The 24,380-nt window shown below is 32.1% G+C and carries 34 protein-coding genes; all 34 read left to right on the top strand.

Annotated elements, in window-relative coordinates:
* Positions 1-40: 40 nt before the first annotated feature.
* Complete coding sequence (locus AC3IPI_RS13605; protein WP_489153324.1) at positions 41-1,543, top strand: serine hydrolase domain-containing protein; 1,503 nt, start codon at positions 41-43, stop codon at positions 1,541-1,543.
* Positions 1,544-1,558: 15 nt separating this feature from the next.
* Entirely contained in the window at positions 1,559-1,756 is a 198-nt protein-coding gene (locus AC3IPI_RS13600) for a hypothetical protein (protein WP_123912066.1), read from the top strand.
* Positions 1,757-2,083 (top strand): DUF2085 domain-containing protein, encoded by a 327-nt coding sequence (locus AC3IPI_RS13595; RefSeq protein WP_489153323.1) that lies wholly within the window; start codon positions 1,757-1,759, stop codon positions 2,081-2,083.
* A gap of 92 nt (positions 2,084-2,175) precedes the next feature.
* A complete protein-coding gene (locus AC3IPI_RS13590; protein ID WP_489153321.1) occupies positions 2,176-2,718 on the top strand; it encodes a Crp/Fnr family transcriptional regulator in 543 nt (180 codons plus the stop codon).
* Positions 2,719-2,767: 49 nt separating this feature from the next.
* Positions 2,768-3,046, top strand: coding sequence for a hypothetical protein (locus AC3IPI_RS13585; protein WP_489153319.1), 279 nt, complete (start codon positions 2,768-2,770; stop codon positions 3,044-3,046).
* Positions 3,047-3,094: 48 nt separating this feature from the next.
* The gene (locus AC3IPI_RS13580) at positions 3,095-3,607 is read left to right on the top strand and encodes a ClbS/DfsB family four-helix bundle protein (protein ID WP_489153317.1); all 513 of its coding nucleotides are present in this window, start codon (positions 3,095-3,097) and stop codon (positions 3,605-3,607) included.
* Positions 3,608-3,755: 148 nt separating this feature from the next.
* Positions 3,756-3,977 (top strand): DUF2798 domain-containing protein, encoded by a 222-nt coding sequence (locus AC3IPI_RS13575; protein WP_489153315.1) that lies wholly within the window; start codon positions 3,756-3,758, stop codon positions 3,975-3,977.
* A complete protein-coding gene (gene ribB, locus AC3IPI_RS13570) occupies positions 3,974-4,642 on the top strand; it encodes a 3,4-dihydroxy-2-butanone-4-phosphate synthase (RefSeq protein ID WP_489153313.1) in 669 nt (222 codons plus the stop codon). The genes AC3IPI_RS13575 and ribB overlap by 4 nt, the downstream gene beginning before the upstream one ends.
* Positions 4,643-4,645: 3 nt before the next feature.
* On the top strand, positions 4,646-5,215 hold the full coding sequence (locus AC3IPI_RS13565) for a Crp/Fnr family transcriptional regulator (RefSeq protein ID WP_039116125.1): 570 nt from the start codon (positions 4,646-4,648) through the stop codon (positions 5,213-5,215).
* 121 nt (positions 5,216-5,336) lie between these two features.
* Complete coding sequence (locus AC3IPI_RS13560; RefSeq protein ID WP_489153311.1) at positions 5,337-6,035, top strand: formylglycine-generating enzyme family protein; 699 nt, start codon at positions 5,337-5,339, stop codon at positions 6,033-6,035.
* 9 nt (positions 6,036-6,044) lie between these two features.
* Complete coding sequence (locus AC3IPI_RS13555) at positions 6,045-6,551, top strand: GNAT family N-acetyltransferase (RefSeq protein WP_489153309.1); 507 nt, start codon at positions 6,045-6,047, stop codon at positions 6,549-6,551.
* A gap of 106 nt (positions 6,552-6,657) precedes the next feature.
* On the top strand, positions 6,658-8,052 hold the full coding sequence (locus AC3IPI_RS13550) for an alpha/beta hydrolase family protein (protein ID WP_489153307.1): 1,395 nt from the start codon (positions 6,658-6,660) through the stop codon (positions 8,050-8,052).
* Positions 8,053-8,059: 7 nt separating this feature from the next.
* On the top strand, positions 8,060-8,374 hold the full coding sequence (locus AC3IPI_RS13545) for a barstar family protein (protein ID WP_489153305.1): 315 nt from the start codon (positions 8,060-8,062) through the stop codon (positions 8,372-8,374).
* A 35-nt stretch (positions 8,375-8,409) separates the two neighbouring features.
* On the top strand, positions 8,410-8,991 hold the full coding sequence (locus tag AC3IPI_RS13540) for an LOG family protein (protein ID WP_323490832.1): 582 nt from the start codon (positions 8,410-8,412) through the stop codon (positions 8,989-8,991).
* Between the two features lie 21 nt (positions 8,992-9,012).
* Positions 9,013-9,561, top strand: a complete 549-nt coding sequence (locus tag AC3IPI_RS13535; RefSeq protein WP_086894007.1) for a hypothetical protein — start codon at positions 9,013-9,015, stop codon at positions 9,559-9,561.
* A gap of 136 nt (positions 9,562-9,697) precedes the next feature.
* Entirely contained in the window at positions 9,698-10,255 is a 558-nt protein-coding gene (locus AC3IPI_RS13530; RefSeq protein WP_489153302.1) for a TetR/AcrR family transcriptional regulator, read from the top strand.
* The gene (gene fabF / locus AC3IPI_RS13525) at positions 10,255-11,499 is read left to right on the top strand and encodes a beta-ketoacyl-ACP synthase II (RefSeq protein WP_489153300.1); all 1,245 of its coding nucleotides are present in this window, start codon (positions 10,255-10,257) and stop codon (positions 11,497-11,499) included. The genes AC3IPI_RS13530 and fabF overlap by 1 nt, the downstream gene beginning before the upstream one ends.
* Before the next feature lie 130 nt (positions 11,500-11,629).
* The gene (locus tag AC3IPI_RS13520; RefSeq protein ID WP_489153298.1) at positions 11,630-12,280 is read left to right on the top strand and encodes a hypothetical protein; all 651 of its coding nucleotides are present in this window, start codon (positions 11,630-11,632) and stop codon (positions 12,278-12,280) included.
* A 33-nt stretch (positions 12,281-12,313) separates the two neighbouring features.
* On the top strand, positions 12,314-12,694 hold the full coding sequence (locus tag AC3IPI_RS13515) for a VOC family protein (protein WP_489153296.1): 381 nt from the start codon (positions 12,314-12,316) through the stop codon (positions 12,692-12,694).
* 38 nt (positions 12,695-12,732) lie between these two features.
* Positions 12,733-13,491, top strand: a complete 759-nt coding sequence (locus AC3IPI_RS13510; protein WP_409416057.1) for a hypothetical protein — start codon at positions 12,733-12,735, stop codon at positions 13,489-13,491.
* A 341-nt stretch (positions 13,492-13,832) separates the two neighbouring features.
* Positions 13,833-14,225 (top strand): ACT domain-containing protein, encoded by a 393-nt coding sequence (locus tag AC3IPI_RS13505; RefSeq protein WP_489153294.1) that lies wholly within the window; start codon positions 13,833-13,835, stop codon positions 14,223-14,225.
* A 16-nt stretch (positions 14,226-14,241) separates the two neighbouring features.
* A complete protein-coding gene (locus tag AC3IPI_RS13500; protein WP_039116142.1) occupies positions 14,242-15,099 on the top strand; it encodes a helix-turn-helix domain-containing protein in 858 nt (285 codons plus the stop codon).
* Positions 15,100-15,187: 88 nt separating this feature from the next.
* Positions 15,188-15,700: an anthrone oxygenase family protein gene (locus AC3IPI_RS13495; RefSeq protein ID WP_489153291.1), complete on the top strand. Its 513-nt coding sequence runs from the start codon at positions 15,188-15,190 to the stop codon at positions 15,698-15,700.
* A gap of 12 nt (positions 15,701-15,712) precedes the next feature.
* Positions 15,713-16,108, top strand: a complete 396-nt coding sequence (locus AC3IPI_RS13490) for a DUF5367 family protein (protein ID WP_489153289.1) — start codon at positions 15,713-15,715, stop codon at positions 16,106-16,108.
* Positions 16,109-16,152: 44 nt separating this feature from the next.
* On the top strand, positions 16,153-16,845 hold the full coding sequence (locus AC3IPI_RS13485) for an aspartate/glutamate racemase family protein (protein ID WP_489153287.1): 693 nt from the start codon (positions 16,153-16,155) through the stop codon (positions 16,843-16,845).
* A 52-nt stretch (positions 16,846-16,897) separates the two neighbouring features.
* Positions 16,898-17,647 carry a DUF3667 domain-containing protein gene (locus tag AC3IPI_RS13480; protein WP_052259560.1) on the top strand — a complete coding sequence of 250 codons (750 nt, stop codon included), beginning with the start codon at positions 16,898-16,900 and terminating at the stop codon, positions 17,645-17,647.
* A gap of 65 nt (positions 17,648-17,712) precedes the next feature.
* Positions 17,713-19,452, top strand: a complete 1,740-nt coding sequence (locus AC3IPI_RS13475) for a CocE/NonD family hydrolase (RefSeq protein WP_489153285.1) — start codon at positions 17,713-17,715, stop codon at positions 19,450-19,452.
* A 316-nt stretch (positions 19,453-19,768) separates the two neighbouring features.
* Positions 19,769-20,527, top strand: a complete 759-nt coding sequence (locus AC3IPI_RS13470; RefSeq protein WP_489153283.1) for a methyltransferase domain-containing protein — start codon at positions 19,769-19,771, stop codon at positions 20,525-20,527.
* 25 nt (positions 20,528-20,552) lie between these two features.
* Positions 20,553-21,017, top strand: coding sequence for an SRPBCC family protein (locus AC3IPI_RS13465; protein WP_489153281.1), 465 nt, complete (start codon positions 20,553-20,555; stop codon positions 21,015-21,017).
* A gap of 239 nt (positions 21,018-21,256) precedes the next feature.
* The gene (locus tag AC3IPI_RS13460) at positions 21,257-22,057 is read left to right on the top strand and encodes a class I SAM-dependent methyltransferase (protein WP_489153279.1); all 801 of its coding nucleotides are present in this window, start codon (positions 21,257-21,259) and stop codon (positions 22,055-22,057) included.
* 28 nt (positions 22,058-22,085) lie between these two features.
* Positions 22,086-22,511 carry a DUF3995 domain-containing protein gene (locus AC3IPI_RS13455; RefSeq protein WP_489153277.1) on the top strand — a complete coding sequence of 142 codons (426 nt, stop codon included), beginning with the start codon at positions 22,086-22,088 and terminating at the stop codon, positions 22,509-22,511.
* A 52-nt stretch (positions 22,512-22,563) separates the two neighbouring features.
* Positions 22,564-23,019 carry a GyrI-like domain-containing protein gene (locus AC3IPI_RS13450; protein WP_489153275.1) on the top strand — a complete coding sequence of 152 codons (456 nt, stop codon included), beginning with the start codon at positions 22,564-22,566 and terminating at the stop codon, positions 23,017-23,019.
* A gap of 151 nt (positions 23,020-23,170) precedes the next feature.
* Positions 23,171-23,743: a Crp/Fnr family transcriptional regulator gene (locus AC3IPI_RS13445; protein WP_489153273.1), complete on the top strand. Its 573-nt coding sequence runs from the start codon at positions 23,171-23,173 to the stop codon at positions 23,741-23,743.
* A 78-nt stretch (positions 23,744-23,821) separates the two neighbouring features.
* Entirely contained in the window at positions 23,822-24,268 is a 447-nt protein-coding gene (locus AC3IPI_RS13440) for a carboxymuconolactone decarboxylase family protein (protein WP_489153271.1), read from the top strand.
* Positions 24,269-24,380: the final 112 nt, after the last annotated feature.

Below are 24,380 nucleotides of genomic sequence, written 5' to 3'. Positions count from 1 at the left end.
AAAAAAATTCATATTACGTCATATAAAAAAATCATCAATCATGACAATCAAAACAATCAACCGTTATTTATTACTGCTATTCTTTCTAGCATCGCTCTCATTATCAGCTCAGGTTGATAAAAACTCCGATTTATACAAAACCATCATTTCCAGAGATAGTTTGCTCTTTAAAGTTGGGTTTAATACTTGCGACATCAGACAATTTGAAACTTTATTAACCGAAGATTTTGAGTTTTTTCATGACGAAGACAGTATATCTAATAAAAAGAAATTCATTTATAACCTTCGTAACGGATTATGTGCTTCTACTAAGACATATCAGTTAAGAAGAGATTTAATTACAGGAAGTACCGAGATTTACCCACTATATAAAGACAAAGTACTCTATGGAGCAATACAAATCGGAATCCATAAATTTTACAGAATAACTCCTGACAAAAAAGAAACTCCAGGAAGTAGCGCTCGATTTACCCATTTATGGCTACTACAAAAAGATACTTGGAGACTAGCTCGCGCTCTTAGTTACGATCATGATAATAATACTACAACTACTGCTAATAAAACTGCTATTTTTGACAATGATACCGAAATTGAAAAATGGCTTAAAGAAAACAATGTTCCAACTCTTGGATTAGGAATCATCAATGATGGCAAACTACAACAGATTAAAGTTTTTGGCGAACTAAAAAAAGGAGTCACAGCACCATACAATACCATTTTTAATATTGCATCACTTACCAAACCAATCACTGCGATGGTAACCCTAAAATTGGTTAGTTTAGGCAAATGGGATCTAGATGAACCTCTTTATAAATATTGGATTGATCCAGATATTGCAAATGATCCCAAAACAAAAAAAATTACAACAAGACAGGTTTTAAGTCATCAAACTGGTTTTCCTAATTGGCGATGGAACAGTCCTGATAAAAAACTACACTTTGAGTCTGAGCCAGGAACAAAATACCAATACTCTGGTGAAGGGTTTGAATATCTTAGAAAAGCATTAGAAAAAAAGTTTAATAAAACCCTGGATCAATTAGCAAAGGAATTACTATTTACTCCGTTGCAAATGAACGATACCAATTATATCTGGGACAAAAAAACTGACGAATCCCGCTATGCAATTGGATATGATCCGAAAGGAAATGCATACGAAACAGAAAAGAGAAAAACTGCAAATGCTGCCGATGATGTATTAACAACTATCGAAGATTATGGGAAATTTTTGATTAGTGTTATGAATGGCGACGGATTATCTAAAAAAGTTTTTGACGATATGAGAACAAATCAAATAGAAATGAAACCCAAAGAATATTATGGCTTAGGCTTGGTTATTTACGATTTAGGAAATGGAGAAATAGCATTGTCTCATGGTGGTGCAGACCAAGGAGTACAAACAATCTTTTTTATTCTCCCAAAAACAAAACAAGGAATACTAATTTTTACCAATGTCGATGATGGTTATAAAGTATATGAAAAACTACTTTTCCATTATTTAGGAGATAACGGAAGAAAAATATTCGAAATTGAAACCAAAAATTAACCCGAAACTAAAACCATGAACACTATCAATCAAGACAACCAAATTAGATGTCCAAAATGTCATTCGACCCAAATATATGTAGATAAAAAAGGCTTTAGCGGAAAAAAAGCGTGTTGCGGAGCAATTCTGGCTGGACCTTTAGGACTCTTATGTGGCACTCATAAATCGAATAAAGTTAGAATGACTTGTTTAAATTGTAAACGTACCTGGTAAATGAAACTAGATGATTTTACTTTAGGTTGTCACGGAATCCCCGACAGATGTTATAAAATTAATGACAAACATATGCCTTTTTGTGCAAGATGTTTGGGCGCAAGCATCGGACATATTTTTTGTGCTATTTGTTACTTTTTTTATTTCCTCCCTCCTTTTTACTTTTCGATAATTGGTTTAACATTAATGCTTGCAGATTGGTATTTCCAAAATTCATTACACAAATACCATAGCAACTTTATGAGACTTTTGACAGGTACAATAGGAGGTTTTTCGATGGGAATAATCATTTGGAAAACTGCTGATTTTATACTAAAAATGATTTAGAAAAAACAGCTCCTTTGCTTATCTTTATTGATAATTTCAATCTTATCATTGACCTAAGCATCACTATTTTTTTAGCTATAAAAACAAAAACTATGTTGAACCATTTAAATCACAATGAATCCTTTTGGGAAGCTTCGAAAGATTTTTTTTACTCTGAGAAATTAAAATCAAAAACGGTATTACTGAGCGAAGGAGAAATTTCTAAAAAAATGTTTTATGTAGAAAAAGGATGTCTACGAGTTTGGTTCAATAGCAACGGAAAAGAAATCACCTTTCAGTTTTTCTTTGAAGGACAAATGGTTTCCTCATTTGAAAGTTTTTGGACAGGACAACCCAGTTTATATAGCATCGAAACCATAGAAGATAGCATAATTCATACTATAAAAAGAAGTGATTTTCAAAAAGTCCTCGATAGCAACCCGAGTACAAAAAAAGATTTTGAAAATTATATTTACAAACGTCTCGGCAACTATGTGAAACTTTTTCTTTCCCGAATTGCAGACAAACCCGAACAACGGTATAAGGAATTATTAAAAACCAATCCTGAAATTTTACAGCGTATTCCTCAACATTATATTGCCTCTTATTTAGGAATATCGGCAGTATCGCTAAGCAGAATTAGGAATAGGCGCTAATACATTAATTAACAATTGTTATCGTTGGACTATTTTTAAATGAAGAATTTTGTCATTCACATTTAAAAATAAAACAATAAAACCAGAAGACATTTTAAAAGAAAACGAAAATTTTGTAACGATACAAGGACAAGAAATCCGCAAAGGTTCCATAGGTGCATTTATGGAAAATTGCAAAATTATTAATCAAAACAATCAAAATTCAGAAGAATACAAAATAGCAATTCAAGATATAAAAGTGCAAGCACATTTGTTGAAAAAAATTGGCTTATTTGATATATTTGAATTAAAATCCTCGAGATTAAAAGAAATAATTGAACTAAATTAAAGAATACCTCTTCTTTATAATTGAGGTATTCTGTTATCTAAAAAAATAATGGCTGTACCTCAAAATAAAACCGAACTTTTAAAAGAGATTGAAATAACATATGTAAAACTTCGAGAGGATTTAAAAACAATTCCTGTTGAACTTACTGCAAAGGAAACACTCGAAGGACATTCTAAAAACACCATGATGAGCGTGAATAATTTAGTTTCATACCTAATAGGTTGGGGAGAATTAGTCCTAAAATGGCATCATAAAAAGAATAATAACGAAGCTGTAGATTTTCCAGAAACAGGCTATAAATGGAACGAGTTAGGCAAACTTGCGCAGAAGTTCTATGCCGATTATCAAGATTTAGATTTTATCGCATTACAAGAAAAACTAGATGCAACAGTAAATGAGTTACAAATCCTGATAGAAAGCCACAACAATGAAACTCTTTATGAGCAAGCATGGTATGAAAAATGGACAATGGGAAGAATGATACAATTTAATACCTCATCACCATATAAAAATGCACGAGGCAGAATTAGAAAATGGAAAAAAGAAAATAACTTAAAATAAAGTTCTACTCCAACTTATTTTTAAAATATTCATTCCCGAACCTATTATTATAAGTTTGGGATTTTTTGTTTTTTTTGATGTACATCAATGTTTTCCCTTTCTTATTTAAACAATTTTGTTCCTTCAAAAATTTAATAATTAATTAAAAATGAACAAAAAGTATTTTAAATACACCAACACTTTATTTGTTATTACTCCTATAGCTCTCATTATGGCGTTTGTGGGATTTATGCGCAATTATAGCTTTGGAGAAGATTTGTCCTTCAAATTCCTAAAAGCTTGGGACGTCATAATTCCTGTTGCCTATAGTACCGCTTTTATAATTATTCCAAATGCTAGAAAGCTAGCCCAAAAAACAACATCAAAATGATTACCGAAATAGAAAATGAAAACCCATTAGTATCATTTGGTACAACTAGTCAAGAACGCGTTGAAAATGCAATTAATGAACTTAGGCTCGGAAAAGGAATTTTACTACTAGATGACAAAGACCGTGAGAACGAAGGCGACTTAGTTTATTCAGCCCAACATATGTCAGTCGAAGATATGGCATTGATGATACGCGAATGTAGCGGAATTGTATGCCTTTGCCTCACTAACGAAAAAGCCGATGAATTAGAATTACCATATATGGTAAAAGAAAACACCAGTCTTTTTCAGACTCCGTTTACAGTTACTATAGAAGCAAAAAATGGAGTTACAACAGGACTTTCGGCATCAGATAGGATTCAAACCATAAGAACCGCATCTGCAGAAAATGCAAAATCTTCTGACTTAGTAAAACCTGGACATATTTTTCCGCTAAGAGCAAATGATAGCGGTGTACTACAGCGCAACGGACATACCGAAGGAAGTGTCGATTTGATGAAATTATCTGGTTTAAAACCTGAAGCTGTATTATGCGAATTAATGAACCCTAACGGAACGATGGCAAGATTACCCGAGATTTTATCATTTGCTCAAAAGCATCAATTGGTAGTTTTAACAATAGCAGATATTGTACATTATCGTAAATTTGTTAAAGATTTTATTTAAAACATGAAAGAGCAATTAATCGAATATATAAAAGAGGTATCAACGGTTACAGACGAAGAACTGGAGAAAATAATCAGTTACTTTAATCCTATAGAAGTCGAGAAAAATGAGCTCTTGGTTTTCCCGGGGCAAACCACCCAACGAATGTATTTTATTTGCAATGGTTGCCTGCGCATATTTTTTATAACCGAAGAAGGACAAGAAGCAACACGATACTTAGGATTCGAAAGTAATTTTGTAACCGCCTTATCTAGCTTTGTGCTAAATGAACCTTCTTTAGAATTTGTTCAGGCATTAGAACCAACAGAATTACTTTATATTTCGCGTCAGGATTTTTATCATTTGCTGGAAATTATACCTAATTGGGGAAGTTTTTACAGGCATTATATGGAAATGGCTTATGTAACAAATACCAAAAGACTCATGTCGTTCTTAACCCAAAATGCGACCGAAAGATACAAGCAATTACTAGACACCAACCCTAAAATTACACAACGTTTGTCTAACAAGATTGTATCTTCCTTTCTTAACGTTTCGCAAGAAACACTAAGCAGGTTAAAATCTAAACCTTAAACATTATTCAATTTTCAAAATACAAAAAGGCAATACTAGTTTCTGTAATTGTCTTTTTGTTTAAATGTGCACCTATATTTTTCATAACTTCGTTTACAATTGCAAAAGCAATCAAACGTACATGAATCAAGATAGTATCCATATATCAAATAATAAAGCCATTAGCCTGCAAATGGTCGAAATTCCTCAAGGTCAGATTACATTGAGAGACGATAGGATTAAACATATCTGGACCGCAAATATTCAGCCTTTCTTAATGGCAAAATACCTTGTAACACAAGATTTATATTTAGAAATCACGCAGGATTCTCCAAGTACTTTTAAAGGAAATAAAAAACCAGTTGAAACTGTATCTTGGAAAGAAGCTATCGTTTTTTGTAATTTACTTTCAGAGAATTCAGGACTTACCCCTTGCTACTCTTGGAATAATAACAGCGAAGAAATACTTTTTGATAGCAAAGCAAATGGCTACCGACTTCCTACCGAAGCCGAATGGGAATATGCATGTAAAGCCGGAACTACAGGCATAAGATACGGTGAGATTGATACAATTGCATGGTATAAAGAAAACGCTGAGAAAACGACACAAGATGTTGGAACAAAAGAACCCAACGCATATGGTCTTTATGATATGCTGGGAAATGTATGGGAATGGTGTTCGGATATATACGATGAAACCGTTTATGGTTCCTACCGTACTATTCGCGGTGGTGGCTGGTATGATGATGAAAGAGGTTGTATGGCTACAAATCGCAGACGAAGCCATCCTAAATCGTTTAAAATTGATGATTTAGGATTTCGATTAGCTCAAAATTTATAATAAGTGAAAATGATAAAACTAGAAAAATTCGATAATACCGATTTTGAAAGATTAATAAAATGGGCAGATAATGAAGAAATGTTAGTTCAATTTTCAGGTCCAATTTTTAAATTTCCATTAACAACTGAGCAGTTAGATGATTATCTAAAAGAAGAAAATAGAATTCCTTTTAAAGTAATTGATACCGAATCCAAAGAAGTACTTGGGCATGCCGAAATATATCAATCCGAAGATAGTTTGGCTAAACTTTGCCGAATACTTATTGGTGATGCAAAATATAGAGGAAAAGGAATTGGAGAAAAAATAGTTAATCTTCTTGTACAATATTCTTTTGAAGAATTAAATGTAGAGAAAGTAGAACTTAATGTCTACGACTGGAATAAACAAGCAATTAAATGTTATGAGAAATCGGGGTTTGTCATAAATCCAGACAAAATAAGCGAAATCATAGTCCAGGAAGAAGTTTGGATCTCGCTCAATATGATAGTTACTAAAGACAATTGGAAAATAAATTAAAAAGAGAATAATCTTTTTACATCATTTCTGTAACAGAATACATTTTAATCGTCTATTAACTAAATCATAGAATATAAACTAACCATTTATTAAAAAAACCAACCAAATGAAACATTACATAGTAACAATACTAACTTTTTTAACCACATTAACCGCTTTTGGACAAGATATTACAGGACAATGGAATGGTCTTTTAAATGTTCAGGGAACACAATTAAGATTAGTTTTTAATATTAATAAATCCGACACTGGTTTTAAATCCACAATGGACAGTCCTGACCAAGGCGCAAAAGATATTCCGGTAACTACAACAAGTTTTGAGAATTCAACTTTAAAACTTACCGTTGCAAATGCTAAAATCGAATATGAAGGTATTCTTGGCAAAGACAATAAAATAGTCGGTACTTTTAAACAAGCTGGTCATGCGTTTCCTATGAATTTATCGAGAGAAAAAATTGAAAAAGAAAAACTGATACGACCGCAAGAACCAACTAAACCATATCCATATTACTCTGAAGATGTAACTTTTAAGAATGAAAAAGCAGGGATAACACTAGCTGGAACACTGACTCTACCTAAAAAAGAAGGTATTTTTCCTGTTGTTATTTTAATAAGCGGAAGTGGTGCACAAAACCGTGATGAAGAATTAGCAGGACACAAACCTTTCTTAGTATTATCGGACTTTTTGACCAAAAACGGAATTGCGGTTTTACGATATGATGATAGAGGAACGGCACAATCTACAGGTAACTTTAAAAATTCAACTTCTTTAGATTTTACTACAGATGCTCTGGCTGCAGTAAACTATTTGCAAACCAGAAAAGAAATTAACAAACAAAAAATTGGTTTAATTGGTCATAGCGAGGGAGGATTAATTGCTCCAATTGTAGCTACAAATTCTAAGAACGTCAATTTTATTGTATTACTTGCTGGCTCTGGACTTCCTGGAAACCAATTACTTTTATTACAACAAAAATTAATTGCAGAAGCAGCCGGAATGAGTGAAGCTGATATTCAGAAAGCACAAGAAATAAACAAAACAGCTTTTAATATTATTGCTAAATCTAAAGGCCCAGAACAATTAAAAACGGATCTAACTGCTTACATAACCCAAGTTTCTAAAAACGATCCTAATAAACCCGCAGCAATGACTGAGGCAGAATACGTTAAAATACAAACGGATAAAATACTAACTCCATGGATGGTAACTTTTGTAACCTACAATCCAGCACCAACATTAGAGAAAGTAAAATGTGCCGTTTTAGCACTTAATGGAGCAAAAGATTTGCAAGTTGCACCAAAAGAAAATCTAACCGCTATAAAAGAAGCCGTTTTAAAAGGAGGAAATAAAAATATAACAACCAAAGAATTACCAAATCTGAATCATTTATTTCAGGAATGCAAAACTGGTTTACCTCAAGAATATGCAACAATAGAACAAACGTTCTCTCCTACAGCTATGAACGAAATTCTGGATTGGATAAAAATACAAACGAAATAATTTTTAGATGAAAAATAAATCAGCAGCACAAAATAGCAAACGAAAAATATTCATCAACGGCAGTGTTTGCAACAGTCGTGAAGATTTCTGGAATGCCTACGCAAAAGAAATCGACCCAGAATCGGCTAAACATTTTGGGAAAAACTTAGATGCATTTAATGATGCTATTTCGGCTGCTGGTCCAGGATATCCAGGAGAATGTACTATAGAAATAACAGGGACAGAAAATTTAAATAAAATATTTGGTCTAAAAGATTTTCAATTTATAATCGAATTACTTACAAAGGCGGACTTTGTAGATTTAATTACTCAGGAAAACTAATTACCGATTACATAATACATTTTACAATTAAACAAATGAATAGAATTACCGTTTTTTGTGGGTCAAGCTTTGGAAACAAAAAAGAATATGAAACTCAAGCTTTTAAACTTGGACAAACAATGTCCGAAAATAATATCGATTTAGTTTATGGCGGAGCCAAAGTTGGACTTATGGGTGCAGTTGCAGATGGAGTTTTAAATAAAAACGGAAAAGTAATTGGTGTTTTACCAGACTTCCTAATGAAGAAAGAAATTGCACACGATAATTTAACCGAATTAATTATTGTAAAAAGCATGCATGAAAGAAAAACCAAAATGAACGAATTAAGCGATGGCGTAATTGCTTTACCAGGCGGATTTGGAACTCTTGAAGAGTTTTTTGAGATGCTTACATGGGCGCAACTCGGACTTCATAAAAAACCAATCGGGATTTTAAATATTGGTGGTTTTTACGATTTATTATTAGAATTTATACTAAAAATGGTAAATGAAGGTTTTTTAAAAGAGATAAACCAACAAATGATACTCGTAAGTACAGATTCAGAGGATTTGCTCCTTAAAATGAAAAATTACGTGGCACCAGAAGTTGGTAAATGGATTAAAAAAGGAAATGAATAAATCATTTAAAAATCAAAAAACATGCCTGTAGATAATTTAAATTTAGAAATTCCGAAATTGATTTTTAATGCACACGGAGAATTAATAATCCTACCTTCCCCTACTTCATCCAAGGATGATTTTGATTTTTTTCAGGGAAAATCTAATATTATAAATAAAAAATTAAAATACCGATTCTCGAATTGTACCGAATGGATTGAATTTCCATCAACACAGGAAATGTACAAGATTCTACAGGGAATTGGTAATATCGATAATTTTCTGGCGGAATTTGATGGTGTTCCTTTTGAAGGAATGACGGTACGATTATTTAATCCTGAAACAAAACTGTGGAGTATTTATTGGTCCGACTCTAATACCGGAGTTTTAGATAAACCCGTAATTGGGTCATTCGAAAAAAAAGTAGGTCATTTCTTTTCAAGAGATATTTATGAAGGAAAAAAAGTAATTCAGCTATTTCGTTGGGATGCCAGAGATAAAAACAATCCTATTTGGAGTCAGGCAATGTCTGCCGATAACGGAGAAACCTGGGAATGGAATTGGTATATGTATATGACCAAAGTAAAATAGAAATCCCGACACAGAATAAACCAACCAATCAAACTCTTTAACACCTAACATGTTAGTGGATTGCTAAAATAATTTAAAATAAATAGCAATTAATTTGCCTATCTACTAATAGGTAGTATATTTGTTAAAAAAAGAAATGACAACACGAGAAGCAATCATAGACAAAGCAGATCAATTGATAAGAGAAAAAGGTTACAATGCCTTTAGTTTTAAAGATATCTCTAATGACATTGGTATAAAGACTGCTTCAATCCATTATCATTTCCCCGCAAAATCAGACCTTGGAGTAGCAACAATCAAAGAACATATCGAGAGATATGAAACTTTAAAAGAAAAAGTTGCCAATGAATCTCCCTTAACAAAACTTGAAGCTTTCCTGGCAATACATACTCAAATAAAACAGGAGAACAAAGTCTGCATTGTTGGTTCATTAGCAACAGACTTAAATACTCTAGATGAGTCTATAAAAACAGAACTACAAGTATTTGCAGCACTAGTTATTAATTGGCTAACCGAAGTCCTAACTGAAGGAAAAGAACTTAAAATATTTGATTTCGAATCTTCGCCAAGAACAAAGGCATTGATGATAATAACAAATATGGTTGCAATTGTACAACTGTCAAGACTTACAAACGAGAATGATTTTATGATTGTAAAAGAAACAATTCTAAAAGAACTAAAATCTAAAAAATAATGAAAAGAGTAGTAATAACAGGATTGGGAGCAGTAACTCCTATTGGCAATAATGTAATGGAATATTGGCATTCGCTAATCAACGGAGTTAGTGGTGCATCAGAAATAACAAAATTCGACACTACTAATTTCAAAACTAAATTTGCCTGTGAGGTTAAGAATTTTAATCCCGAAAACATTTTTGAGGAAAATGAAATAAGAAAATATGACCTTTTTACTCAATACGCATTATATGCAACAGACGAAGCTATCAAAAATGCAAATATTGATTTTGATTCTTTAAATAAAAATAGAATTGGAGTTATTTGGGGTTCTGGTGATGGTGGCGTTTCAACATTCGAAGAACAAATCGGAGAATATAAATTAGGTAATGGCACACCTAGATTTAGCCCCTTTTTCATTCCAAAGAGGATTATTAACATTGCTTCGGGAGCAATCTCTATAAAATACGGACTTCGCGGAATTAATTATACCACAGTATCTGCCTGTTCTGCTAGTAATACAGCAATCATTGATGCATTTAATTACATTCGTTGGGGCAAAGCCGATATGATAATTAGTGGTGGCTCTGAAGCTTCTGTCACAGAATCATCTATTGGAGGTTTTAATGCCTCTAAAGCATTATCAACATTAAACGAGGATTGTAGTAAAGCGTCACGCCCATTTGATGCAACAAGAAACGGATTTGTTTTGGGTGAAGGTGCTGGTGCCATTATACTAGAAAGCTATGAACATGCAATAAAAAGGAATGCTGTTATTCTTGCCGAAATTGTTGGTGGTGGATTAGCTGGAGATGCTTATCACTTAACAAGTACACACCCAGACGGCGAAGGTGCTATTCTAGGAATGGAACTTGCTCTTGAGGAAGCTCAGATAACACCAGACAAAATCGATTATATAAATGCACATGCTACCTCAACTCCTACAGGTGACTTGAGTGAACTTAAGGCAATGGAAAAAGTATTCGGAATAAACCCAAATGCCAATATTAGTGCAACAAAATCAATGACTGGACATTTACTTGGCGCAGCCGGAGCTATTGAAGCAATTGCCTGTATAAAAGCTATTCAGGAAAACATTGTTCCACCAACAATAAATACACAAACGGTAGAACCTGAATTTTTAGATAAGTTTAATTTGACACTCGGTAAAGCACAACCAAGAATAGTTAATTATGCAATGAGCAATACGTTCGGCTTTGGTGGACATATAGCAAGTTCAATATTTAAAAAATTTACAGACTGATTTTAGTAATTAAATCAAAATGCAGCAACCTCGTTTAAGTAATTTAAACGAGGTTTTTCTATATATAGCACTACAATACCAAATCGAGATAAAAATTTGCATAACTTCGTTGGTAATAAAAATACTAAAAATGGAATTAATTAATACTATTGAGATTTTACCTTCAGAATACTCGAATAATGATTATAAAACCCCTGATTCTAGTTTTTTAGAAAGTAAAATTGAATGGTATAATTATTGGAAAAAATGTATCAGTGATAGTAAGTTAACGGAATTAGAACCCATAGAAAAAGGTAGTTTCTTCGTTGATTTAAATACTTTAAATGATAATGAGTTAAAAGTAATTTTACTAAAAACACTTATAGAAATTGATTTCGAAAATATTGATGATGAAATCTCACATCTTTATGGTGGAATTGTATTAAAATTAAATGACCAAATAATTATCCAGCCTAATTGTTGTTGCGACATTGGAAATTTATCCGAATGGTTAAAAATTTTAATTTCAAAAGAAGATGAATGGCACCAACTATGGATTGGACATCCTTGGGTGTTTTTTAAAACAGTTGATGATTTAATTTATTTTTCAGATTACACTGAAAAAAATGATGGTCAAAATCTAGACGAAAAATTCTCTATCCCTAAAAATTTATTGGCGAAAAATTTAAAAAAAATAAAACAAGAACAAGAAGAATTCAGAATAAGAATAGAAAGAAATCTCATAGAATTAAAAATTCAGCAACCAAAAGAAATTGCTGATTTATTAGCAAGGTTAAGATAATAGAAATAAAAAAAGCTCCCCCTTAAATTAAATATGAAAAACAAATCAAATCCAGTTGTCTATTTTGAGATTCCTGTAACCGATATAGAAAGAGCCATCCAATTTTATACAGCAGTATTCAATTTCACCTTTGAGCGAGATATTATACATGATAACGAAATGGCATTTTTTCCTCTTACCGAAGGTAATAACGGAATCACGGGAGCTTTGGCAAAAGGAGAAATATACAAACCAACAATAAACGGAACACTTATTTATTTTAATACAGAGGATATCGAGAAAACTTTAAATCTCGCATTGCAAAATGGTGCCGAAGTTTTATTTCCAATAACATCAAATGGTGAATATGGTTCTGTAGCAGAATTTAAAGACTGCGAAGGAAATAGGATTGCATTACATATGGCTAATAAATAATATAACAACTTATACAAAACAATACTTTAACAATAAAAATGGAAGGATTAAAAGAGAATGAAGTGCCTACGCAAAAAATTTATAAAGACCGAGCTATCTGGGTTGGAACATTTTTAGGAGGACCACTTGCAGCTGGATATTTGATAGCTGAGAATTTTAAGGCATTTAATGACACAAAAAAAGCAAAAACAACATGGATAATAGCTATTATAGCCACAATAGCAATATTTGGTGGCGCTTTTTTAATTCCTGAAGATGTAAAAGTCCCAAATCAGATAATCCCTTTAATATATACTGGAATAGCTTTTTATTTCGTACAACATTTTCAGGGACAAAAAATAAATGAACATATAAATTCTGGTGGTTCATTTTTTGGTTGGTGGCGAACAATTGGAATCAGCTTTATTGCCCTTTTAATCACATTTAGTGTTATTATATGTGTAGTGTTATTTACAGAAAATGAACAATTTGATGGAATAACAAAAGAATATGGCGTTATGAAAAACGAAATTGTTTATCAAGATAATATACCCGTAACAGAAGTAGACAAACTAGCAGAAGGCTTTGAAAAAAATGCATTTTTTGAAAATACAACTAAAAAATATGTGTATATAAAAAAGAGTAATTCTACTTATGAAGTTTCTATTCCATGTAATCAAACTATTGAAGACATCCCTGAATCACAAATTCCTTTTGTCCTATTAAGAAATGAAATACAAAAAGAATTCCCTAATAACAAAATCGTTTTAAATTTAGTAGTTGATAATCTTGATAATGTTGTAAAACGAATCGAATAATAATTATCGTACTCACTGAATTTAAAGACTGCGAAGGAAACAGGATTGCATTGCATATGACTAATAAATAATTATGTAATTATAGAATTGATTTAACACATAGAAACACAGATTTTATGTGCAAAAAAGGATACAAAAAGAAATACATTTCTCTCACATAGTAACTAGTTGAGATAATACATTTGAAGGTAGAGATACGCCGCAGTGCATCTAACGAGATATAGTTACTATGCGGTTGTATGTAAAGTGAAACGTCTATTTTTGAGAGTGCTAAATCTATGTTTCTATGTGTTAAAATAATTGCGCTCAACGGGTTAATAAAATAAAAACAATCCATTAAAATGTCTGGAGAAAAAGATTTAAAGAAATTACTCAAAAGCATGAAACCCAAACACAATGTTGGTGATTATGTTTTTTGTACCATTAAAAGTCTTGAAAATATAGCTCTCGAAGATATTGTAATGTCATTTACAGAAAGCGAAGGCATTACTTTAATCTTAAAAAAAGAAATTGCCGATGAACTTAAACTAAGTTATTCGGTTGTAATGTCGTGGATAACGCTAACTGTACATTCATCATTAGAAGCTGTAGGTTTAACTGCCGCTTTCGCGAAAGCGTTATCAGACAATAACATTAGTTGCAATGTTGTAGCTGCATTTTATCACGACCATATCTTTGTAAATAAAAAAGATACAGACAATGCCATTACTATTTTAAATAAATTTTCTGAATAGAATTAATTAGTATTCGATGACAACAGATATCATAGAAATAAACAACTTCGTCGTTTTAATAGAGCAATCAAATGCTGATAAAACGATTATCGAAAAATGTGAAATCGATGGAGACGCTGTTGGTTTTGCTTTCTATGGTTCAGGAAATGTCGAATTAGAAATTACGTATGAAAATAATAGTATAATTATAAACAATACTACAGGAATTGCAATTTCATTTTTTGGAAACAGCAAAGTCGGATTTGCTCATAAAATTTCGCCTAATAAACCATTGCAATCTATTAGCGTATTTATGAAGATAAAAAATCTTAATATGCTGCCAGAACGTGAAAGCGAAATCTTCTCTGAGTATTTACAACAACTCCTTAATCCCGAAGCCAATTTTGTAGAAGGTCCAAGTTTTTATATGTCACCCGATATGCAAAATGCAGTTCAAAAAATATTTAATACCCAATACAAAGGAGACACAAGATTGATGTTTCTTAAAAGCCAGATAACCGAATTACTGGCACATTTCTTTGCACATCTTGCTACCGAAAAAGAAAAAACTACCAACAAAATTGACCGTGATAAACTCTTTCATGCAAAAGAAATTATGACCCAAAATATTGCTACTCCACCCTCATTAAGTGAGTTATCTAAGCAAATTGGTCTTAACAACAACAAACTTAAAAAGAATTTTAAAGAACTTTTTGGTATTCCTGTATTTAAATACCTTCAGGAGCAACGACTAAATAAAGCGCATGAATTATTAAGCAATACCGACAAGAATATTCAGGAAACTGCATGGTTTGTGGGATACGAAAGTTTAAGTTCCTTCTCGAATGCTTTCCATAAAAAATTTGGAGTACGCCCAAGCGAACTAAAAAAATAATTCTTTTCGAACAAACTTTAATCCTTTTAAAATAAACAACTGATAATCAATAGTTCTAATTTTATTTTGTTAACTAAACATCATAATCATGGAACCATTTATTATCGACACAAAAACTATTGTTTTATTATTTACCACATTATTAACCGGACTTCTGGCTGGGATCTTTTTTACTTGGTCTAATGCTATAACTCCAGGTATTGGCAGGCTTGATGATATTAATTATCTAAGAGCTTTCCAGAACATGAACCGTACTATTGTAAACCCATTATTCTTAGTGATAATTATGGGCCCAGTATTTTTATCTTTTGCTACAGCTTATCTTTATAAATCCAATCATCCTTATATTTTCTGGTTATTACTAATTGCAGCAATACTATATTTTGTAGGCGTATTTCTGGTAACAATTATGGGCAATATTCCACTAAATAATTTTTTAGACAAAACAGATTTAACCAATATCTCTCTAGAAAATGCCAAAAATTTGAGAGATCAATTTGAACTTAAATGGAATAATCTGCATTTGGTTCGAACCATAACATCAGTACTATCATTCTTCTTATTAATTATAGTGTGTTTGTTTAGAAATAGTAACTTTTAATATTAAAATAAAATGAAAAAAATCAGAGCAATTTTAGTTGGAGCGTTAATCTGGCTAATGATATTTAGTACTTTCAGTGTATTAAGTTATCTTCCAAACATTAAAGATTCTGCATTACAACAATTCTTGGTTGTTGCACCATTGGCAATTCCATTTACAATTCTTGGTGCTTATATTTTCTATAAAAACGGATATAGAACCAACGGATTCATTCTCGGTTTAATTATAGTTACAACTGCTTTAACACTAGATGTACTCATAACTGTACCTTTTACCATAATCCCGAATCAGGGAAATTATCATAGTTTTTTTACTAGTAAATTCCTCTGGATTCTTGTTGCAGAGGTGGTTACTATTGTATACTTTTATTGGAAATTAAAGATTAAAACCAAATTACAAAACATATAATTAGTTTTTAAATCAGTATAAACAATATAAAGTTTAAACAAAATATGCAAACATTAGGGCTTATTGGCGGAATTAGTTGGGTATCTACAGTCGATTATTACAAACTTATTAATGAAGGAATAAATGAAAAATTGGGCGGATTAAACTTTTCTCAATGTATTATTTATTCATTTAATTATGAAGACATCAAAAAAAATAATGATAATAATGATTGGGAGAAAACTTTTCAGATGCTATATGAAGCTTGCAAACATTTAAAATCTTCGGGAGCAACGGCAATTGTATTATGTGCCAACACTATGCATCATATTGCTGATAGACTCGAAAAAGAAATCGGAATCCCACTAATTCATATTGCCACAGTAACAGCCGAAGAAATCGAAAAAACCGGACTAAAAAAAGTGGGATTACTGGGAACTAAATTTACAATGGAACTTGATTTTTTCAAATCTAAACTTACCGATAGAGGTATCGAAACAATTATTCCTGGTGATGAAGACAGGGACTTTGTACACATGACAGTTTTTGAAGAATTAGGAAAAGGAATTGTTACTGAAAAAACAAAAAAACGATACCTGGAAATTATTGATAAATTGATACAAAACGGAGCCGAAGGAATCATACTTGGTTGCACCGAAATTCCGCTTGTTATAAAACCCGAAGATGTAACCATCCCAACATTTGATACTGTATTATTACACTCGAAAGCTGCAGTAGCATTTTCATTAAATACATAAAGTTTATCATAGAAAGTAGTATATATAAATGGTTAAGTAATAAATAATCAAGATGAATATAATCTGTAAGAACTGTAATCAGCATTTTAAAGGGCATTATTGTAGTAATTGCGGACAGCCAGCCGAAACTCACAAACTCGATTTTCACTTTCTGATGCATGAAATCCAACACGGATTAATTCATTTTGATAAAGGTATTTTATACTCCGCCAAACAACTTTTTACGCGTCCCGGAAATACCATAAGAGAGTTTATAGAAGGAAAACGAATTAAACATTTTAAACCACTTTCCTTAGTAATTATTCTCGCAACTCTTTATGGAGTTCTTTATCATTACTTTCATATCAACCTAATTGCCGATGCTCCCACAGATAGTGAGACACTATCGATAATTAATCCCAAAGCAGCAAATGAATGGGTCGCGACTCATTTTTCATGGATAACATTAGCAACAATACCATTTTACTCATTGGGAACATATATCGCATTTAGAAAACAAGGATACAACTATATCGAATATTTTATACTCAACACCTTTAAAGCCTCGCAACGACTCTTTGTGCATATTGCTTTATTTCCCTTGCTTTATTATTATAATGGAACTCCCAATATAAAAACCATTACCCAAATTCTATATGTTATAGATATCATATTAATATATTGGACAAATGTTCAATTTTTTAATAAACTCACTAAAACCAAAGCTTTTTTATTATCTGTATTGAGTCACGTAATATTCCTTGTTAGCTCTGTGTTAATTTTATCCATAATTATCACAATTTTAAACAAATTACACAATTAATAATCACATTATTTGTTTAACATTTAAATATTTAACAACCTAAACAAACTTTAAAATAATTCTTAATGAAAGTACTTCTGAAATTTATGTTTCTCTTCCTAATCGTTCTCAACACATCAGCACAACAAGCAAATGGTACAAAACCCGAAGATTCCAAATCACTTTATGATATACAGGATGATGTTTTAATTAAAACCAGAGATGGAGCATTAATTTCCGCAATTGTAGTTCGCAAAAAAGGAATAACGACACCACAACCCGTTATTTTACAATTTACAATCTATGTACGCGATCGAGATATTAAAGGTTTAAAAGAAGCCGCAGATAATGGTTATGTTGGAGTTATGGCATACTCCAGAGGAAAAAGATTAAGTCCCGACGAAATATTTCCATACGAGCATGATGGTAAAGATGCCTATGATGTTATCGACTGGACAAGCAAGCAATCCTGGTGTAACGGAAAAATCGGAATGTTTGGCGGTAGCTATAACGGTTTTACACAATGGGCATCGGCAAAAAAATTGCATCCAGCACTTAAAACAATCGTTCCTTATGTTGCCAACAGACCAGGAATGGGATTACCAATGGAAAATAGCGTATTTATAAATCCTAATTACGAATGGGCATTTTATGTAACCAATAATAAAACCTTAGATACAGTTGTAGGAGACGACAGGAAACGTTTCCGAACCATGCAAGACAAATGGTGGAATTCGGGTACTGCTTATCGCAAAATTGACAGCATTGATGGCACACCAAATAAATATTTACAAAAATGGTTATTACATCCTGGTTATGATAAATATTGGCAAGATATGGTTCCATACAAAGATGAATTTGCCCAAATAAACATCCCTATTTTATCTATCGATGGTTATTATAACGATTCCCAAATATCCAGTTTGTACTATTTAAGAGAACACGTTAAATACAATAAAAACGCTGAGCATTATCTTGTTATCGGACCTTATGGACATTTTGGTGCTCAAAAAGGTGGAGACCCTACCATAAACGACTATAAAGTTGACCCTATAGCGATTTTTAATACCAAAAAACTAACCTACGAATGGTTTAACTACATTCTTAAAGGTGGTTCTAAACCTGCCGTTTTAAAAGATAAAATAAACTATGAAGTAATGGGTGCTAATGAATGGAGACATGCACCATCATTAGAAAAAATGAGTAATGGTTTTCTTAAATTATATTTAACCAATACCAAATCGAAAGATAAATATCTATTATCAGATAAAAAACCAGCCAAATCTGGGTTCTTACCTCAGGAAGTAGATTTTGCCAACAGAGAAATTAGTAATAATGACTATTACCCAGATCCAATAATTCGTAAAGAACTCGATACTATAAATGGCTATTTTTTTATAAGCGAACCCCTTGACAAACCTATTTTGGTTAATGGTGCTTTTGAAGGCGAAATAAAAGCGCTTATCAACAAAAAAGATATGGATTTAGGTGTAGTATTATATGAATTGATGCCTAATGGCGAATACTTTCACTTATCCTATTTTTTAGGCAGAGCCAGTTATGCAAAAGACATTACAACTCGTAATCTTCTTGTTCCTAACAAAATAGAATCTATCCCATTTACAAATACCAGATTAGTAAGTAAGCAATTAAGCAAAGGAAGCCGTTTGGTTGTGGTAATAAATGTAAATAAAAATGCTTTCGCCCAATTAAATTATGGAACTGGCAAAGACGTAAGCGATGAAATCATTAAAGATGCCAAAGAACCTCTAAAAATAAAATGGTATAACGATAGTTTTGTCAAAATTCCAATCTGGAAAGATTAGGGAATATAACCTCTATTTGCTGCCATAGATAATCTATAAATGGAACGCGGATAAAACGGATTTACAAAAGTAAAGACGCAGATAAAAACAGATTTTTAAAACAATAGAAAAAATCCGTTTTTATCCGCGTTTTCGCCTTAGCGAATCCGTTTTATCCGCGTCCCTTTTTTTAAGCCACAGATTTAAAATCTTTGCGAACCTTGCGAAAATCTTTGCGCCCTTTGCGGTTAATTTTCAAACCACAGTTTATTGTTTTTAACTAAATAAAAACTTTAATTTTCTTAACTTCGTTTGCTACATAAAAACGCTGAAAATTATGGCATGGAATCCCGAAAAATACAACGAGTTTAAAACACTTCGATACAAACCTTTCTTCGATTTGATTGTCCATATTCAGGATAAACCAAATATGACCGTTATCGATTTAGGTTGCGGAACCGGAGAGTTAACCAATATGCTATTCGAAAAGCTAACCAATCCTTCAGTAAAAGGTATCGATTCCTCAAAAGAGATGCTGGAGAAAGCCAAAGAATTTACTTCGATACAATTTGATCAAAAAACCATCGAAGAACAAATTAATACGGGAGAAAAATGGGATTTAGTTTTTGCAAATGCATCAATACAATGGGTTGATAATCACCAAGAATTATTTCCTAAAATTATATCACTATTAAATCCCGATGGACAATTAGCAATCCAAATGCCTTGTCAGAACGAGAATTTACTCAATCAGATTGTAATCGAATTAGTGCAGGAAGAACCATATAAAAGCGCATTAAATAATTGGAAACGACTTTCTCCTGTTCTTACAATGGACGATTACGCCCAAATTTTATTCGAAAATGGCGGTACAGATATGGTTATTTACCAAAAGGTATATCCTATGATAGCCAAGTCGCATGACGAATTATATGAGTTTATTTTGGGTTCAACATTAGTTCCCTATTTCGAGAGATTAGAAGGTGCAATTAAAGAACAATTCATCAAAGAATTTAAAAAGAGAATAGAAAAAAGGTTTAGTAAAACGCCATCATTATACGCGTTTAAAAGAATCCTTTTATACGCAAAATTCTAAAAACATAACTAGAAAAAATATCGATATGAGTAGTAATCCAAAATCTGTTGAAGCCCAAATGCTGATAAGAAAACCAGCTGCAATTGTTTTTAATGCTTTTATAGACCCGAATGTAACCAAGAACTTTTGGTTTACAAAAGGAAGTGATAAACTGGCTGTAGGCAAAAATATAATCTGGGAATGGGAAATGTATAAAGTATCAACTACCGTTTTTGTAAAAGAAATTATCGAAAACGAAAAGATTACTATCGAATGGAACGAACCTAAAATAACCGTTGATTTTGAATTCAGAAAAATAACCGACGATACAACTTATGTGGTTATCAAAAATTATGGTTTTGATAAAGAAGGCGACGAACTTTTAAACACAATTAAAGATTCTACAGGCGGATTTACCACTGTTCTAGACGGTCTAAAAGCCTATTTAGAACATAATATCAACCTGAATCTTATAGCCGATAAATTTCCGAAAGAAGCTTTTAATACATAAAAAACGGAACGAAAAAATTAACCGCAAAGATCACAATGATTTACGCAAAGGTCGCAAAGCATAAAAAATCCATGTAATCCTTTTATCCCGATAGCTATCGGGAGTGGCAGAAAAATTAACCGCAAAGGGCGCAATCCCGACGCTTCGGGATCGTGTTTTCGCCTTAGCAAATCCGTTTCATCCACGTTCCTTTTTATAGATAATCTGCAAAAAACACATTATTAATTCATACCAACAAAATGAGCTTAGAAAACAATTATATAGAAGTTAATAAACAATCTTGGAATAGTCGGGTTGAGTCACATCTTAAATCTGACTTTTATGATTTAGAAGGTTTCCTAAAAGGAAACACTTCATTAAATAGTATCGAGTTAGAATTACTTGGTGATGTAAAAGGAAAATCAATCCTGCATTTGCAATGTCATTTTGGTCAGGACACAATTTCTTTGGCAAGACTTGGCGCAAATGTTACGGGAGTCGATTTGTCTGACAAAGCAATAGATAGCGGCAACAAACTTGCGCAAGAAGCTAATGCTGAAGCTACATTTATATGTTGTGATATTTATGATTTACCAACCCATTTAAACCAGAAATTCGATATTGTATTTGCAAGTTACGGAGCAATCCCGTGGTTACCAGACCTTGATAAATGGGCAAAATTAATTTCTGATTTTCTTAACCCGAATGGGAAATTAGTCTTTGCTGAATTTCATCCAGTAGTTTGGATGTTCGATGATAATTTTGAAAAAATAGGATATAATTATTTTAATTCAGGAGCAATAATAGAAACCCAAGAGGGAACCTACGCAGATAGAGAAGCACCAATAGAACTAGAGTACGTATGTTGGAATCATAGTATGAGCGAAGTTGTAAATAGTCTAATAAAAAACGGACTAGAATTAAATGCCCTAAATGAATATGATTACTCGCCATATAATTGCTTTAATAACACCATCGAATTTGAACCAAAAAAATACAGAATAAAACATTTGGACAATAAAATCCCAATGGTATATTCGATAGTTGCCACAAAAAAGTAGTCGCCCAAAAAATATAACTCATCACATTATGCAAATAGCAATTGGATTAATTCTAGTAACCATCTTTCTATTCCTGGCAGGAATTCATATTTATTGGGGATTTGGTGGGAAATGGGGAAATGACGCCGCTATACCAACAACCGCAAACAATGAAAAAGTTATCAATCCGAAACTAAAAGAATGCATGGTAGTTGCATTTGCATTACTGAGTCTTTCTGTTTTAGTTTTAATAAAATCAGAAATAATAGTCTTTAGTTTGCCTAATTGGTTACAAGAATATGGACTTTGGATTATTTCGATATTGTTTATTGTGAGAGCAATTGGCGAATTCAAATACGTTGGATTTTTTAAAAAAGTCAAAACCACAAAATTTGCACAAATGGATACCAAATACTTCTCACCATTATGCTTATTTATTTCGATTTTAGCAACAACATTAGCATTAACAGCATAATTTTTTGTGCTACTTTTACATAGAATAACAATATAAATTGAAATCAAAAACCATGGAATTAATTACTATCGAAGAGTTTTTTATTATCGGATTATCGATAAGAACTACCAATGAAAATGAACAATCTGCAACGGATATTCCAGCGCTTTGGAACAAATTTATGTCTGAAAATACAATCGAAAATATTCCAAATAAAATAGATAGCTCAATCTATGCTGTTTACACCGAATATGAAAAGGATTATACAAAACCTTACACCACAATTTTAGGCTGTAAAGTTTCAAGTTTAGAGAATATCCCAACCGGAATGATTGGAAAAACCATTGCAAAAGAAACCTACAAACAATTTACAGCCAAAGGAAAATTAGCCGACGGTGTTGTAATCCAGAAATGGATAGAGATTTGGAATACTGATCTTAACAGAAAATATACTGCCGATTTTGAGATATACGGAGAAAAAGCATCTAATCCAGAAAATGCCGAAGTGCCTATTTTTATAGCTATTTAGTGAATTTACTCATAGCAGTTAATTTCAAAAAAATGCTTTAATTTTCTAGATTCTCTCGCAAAGTCGCAAAGACGCCAAGTTAAAATTTAGCTTTCTTTGCGACTTGGCGTCTTTGCGAGAATTTATAACTACAACACTTATATAAACAATAATGCAACCAAAACTAATTGAACACATAAAAAAGTACGCCGAATTAAACGATGAACAAACCCAATTAGTTCTGGCTAATATGAAGCCAATTACCCTAAAAAAGAAAAGTTATTTACTAGAAGAAGGACAAATATGTTCTTCGCTTTATTTTGTAGAAAAAGGGTGTTTACGTTTCTTTTTTATCAATGATAAAGGAACAGAACAGATCACACAATTTGCAATCGAAAACTGGTGGATTGCCGATTATATGAGTTTTGATACACAATCGCCATCACAGTTTTATATTCAGGCAATCGAAAATACCGAAGTTTATGTTTTTGATTATCACAATCAGGAAAAAGTTTTTAGCCAATTACCTCAACTAGAACGGTACTTCCGACTTGTTTTGCATAGAGCTTATTCGGCTGCCCAATTGCGAATGAAGTATTTATACGACTTTACAAAAGAAGAAAGTTATCAGCATTTTATTACCAGATTTCCTGAATTTGTGCAACGAATTCCGCAATATATGTTAGCATCCTACTTAAATCTTACTCCGGAATATTTAAGCGAGATAAGAAAAAACGCACTTTAATCTCATTTCTTAAACCAGCTTAAGATTTTTCATGGTTCCTATAAATATCTTTGCTTAATAATTAAAAACAAAGAAATCATGAGCAAGAGAATTAAAATCGCACACACTCAACCAACTGCTGTAAAACCATTATTGGATTTGAATACTTATTTAGACTCAACTCCTTTAACCCACACACATCACGAATTAATAAAAATTAGAACATCACAAATAAACGGTTGTGCTTATTGTATCGATTTGCATACAAAAGATGCCCGAAAATATGGCGAAACCGAACAACGTATTTATTTATTGAATGCTTGGAGAGAAGTAGATTTTTACTCTGAAGAAGAAAGAGCAATTTTGGCTTTGACCGAAGAAATTACATTAATAAGTAATGGAGGAGTTTCAGAAGAAACCTATCAAAAAGCAGCTAGTTTATTTGATGAAAACTATTTATCAAATATTATAATGGCGATTATTACAATAAATGCCTGGAACAGAATTGGGGTTACAACCGAAATGAAACCAGCTTTAACTCGTTAAAAATCAAAGGTTCCAACCATTAAGATATTAAGTTTTAATTCTTAATTTACTTAATCTCTTAATGGTTTGACAAAAACATCTTTTCTTTCTTATTTAACTGATTTTTCCTACT

The sequence above is a fragment of the Flavobacterium sp. GL_143 genome (assembly GCF_057834355.1).
The sequence above is the reverse complement of the archived record's forward strand: the minus strand, read 5'-3'. Positions and strand labels throughout refer to the sequence as shown.